Source organism: Actinomycetota bacterium (assembly GCA_035536535.1).
In the GTDB taxonomy this organism is placed as follows: Bacteria; Actinomycetota; JAICYB01; order JAICYB01; family JAICYB01; genus DATLNZ01.
Genome location: DATLNZ010000116.1, coordinates 1 through 2,074, shown reverse-complemented (window position 1 = coordinate 2,074; position 2,074 = coordinate 1). Strand labels below are relative to the sequence as shown.

At 71.6% G+C, this 2,074-nt stretch carries 1 protein-coding gene; it reads left to right on the top strand.

Translation table 11 applies throughout. The features are described from left to right. Nucleotides 1–2,074 (top strand): ATP-binding cassette domain-containing protein (locus VNE62_07905; protein HVE92207.1); only part of this gene is annotated, 2,074 nt, incomplete at both ends.

The following is a 2,074-nucleotide window of genomic DNA, read 5'->3' as shown; positions in this document are numbered from 1 at the left end:
CCCTTGAGCGGTCTTCACCTGTGCCGCGCCGACTCGCCGCTCGGCCCCCTTTCGCGTGGGTGCCACCGGTTTCTGAAGGCCGACGACTTCAACGGCGACCTCGTGTTCGCGCTGCTGGTGGTGGCCGGAATCGCCACCGGACTCGCGCTGTTCTTCCGGCGGACCCCTATCGGCATCGCCATGCGCGCCTCGGCAGAGGACGCCGACCGCGCCTCGCTGCTCGGCATCCCCGTGACGAAGGTCTCGACGATCGCGTGGTCCATCGCCGGCGTGCTGGCGGCGGCGGCCATATTCCTGCGTGGGCCGCTGATCGGACTTCCCCTCGGGGGCCTGGCGGGGCCCGGGATAATCCTGTTCGCCTTGGCCGCGGCCGTCGTGGCGCGCATGGAGAGCATGCCGGTGGCGCTGGCCGCCGGCATCGCGATGGGCGTGGTGGACCAGTCGGCTGTGTTCGCCTCGGGCCGGGCGGCCGTCGCGACGGCCACGACACTGCCGGTCGTCCTCGGTGGTCTTGCGCTGCAGCGAGCCCGGACGGCTAGGTCAGAGGAGGGGTCGACGTGGCAGACGGTCCAGACGGTCCGCGCTCTTCCCGCGCAACTACGGCAGGTCGTGGAGGTGAGGGCGGCGCGAGCTGCGCTGATCGTCATCGCCGTGCTGGCCGCCTTGCTGGCGCCCTGGTACGCGGGTGCCGCCAACACGGGGTTCGCGACGCTGGTCGTCATCACGGCGATCGTCGCCGTCTCGCTGGTCGTGCTTACAGGGTGGGGAGGGCAGATCAGCCTCGGGCAGTTCGGCTTCGTCGGCATCGGCGCACTGGTGGCCGGGTTCATGGCCGGCACCCACCGCCTGGACTTCTTCGCCACCCTGGTCGCAGGCGCGCTGGCCGCGGGGATCGTCGCGGCAGCGGTGGGGTTCCCGGCCTCCCGGCTCCCGGGACTGTTCCAGGCGGTGGCGACGCTTGCGTTCGGGGCGACGGTAGAGATGTACGTCCTCAACCCGGACTTCCCCATCGGTCGCGCGATGATGCCCGAGGGCGCCACACGCATCCTTCGTCCGGCCCTTTGGCAGCGCTTCGACCTGTCGGGCGAGACGCCGCACCGGCTGCTGGGGGTCCGGCTGTCGGGCGAGCGTCCCTTCTACTACGCGTGCCTCGCGATCCTGGCGTGCGTGCTGGTTTCGGTGTGGTCGTTCCGGCGCCACCGGTCCGGACGGATCCTTGTCGCGGTCCGGGACAACCCCGCGGCCGCCGCCGCGTACGGCGTGCATGCAGGGCGGACGAGGCTCGCGGCGTTTGCGATGTCCGGGTGCCTTGCGGGCATCGCCGGAGTCCTGCTGGCCTACCACCAGGGAGCCATCGACGCGGCCGCCTATGGGGCGACGCAGAGCATCGGGATCTTCGCGGTCACCGTCGTGGGCGGGATCGGAACGGTCGCCGGCGCGCTCGCCGCTGCGGTGGGGTTTGAGGGACTGAAGCTCGCCGAGCGAGCCAACGCGTCGTTGCAGAACCTGTCCCTGCTTGCCACCGGGCCGGGGCTGGTGTTGGTCCTGCTCATGCTCCCCGGGGGCCTGGCCGACGGCGCTCGTCGCGCGCGGGACAGGTGGCTGTCGTCGGTCGCGAAGCGCAGAGGAATCGAAACGGACGCAGCCGCGGGGACCGATGAGCCTCCGCCTGCCGTGCCTCGTCTGACGCTCGTTCGCACCGACGGCCCCCCGCCGGTCCTCGCGTGCCGGGGGGTGGAGGTGCGCTACGGCAACGTCCAGATCCTGTTCGGCGTGGACGCGGAGGTCCGCGAAGGCGAGATCGTCGCCCTGCTCGGCACCAACGGCGCCGGCAAGTCCACGCTGCTGCGGGCGATCTCCGGACTGGTCCGGCCTTCCGGAGGGACGATTTCCCTGGACGGCACGGACGTCACGGGGGCCGGCGCCGTAGAGATGGCGACACGGCAAGTCGTGCAGGTCCCGGGTGGCAAGGCGGTGTTCCCTTCGCTGTCCGTTGCGGAGCACTTTCGGATGGCGCTGTGGCTCGTGCCCACCGGCGGCGCCGACGAGGTCGAGCGCGCGCTGGACCACTTCC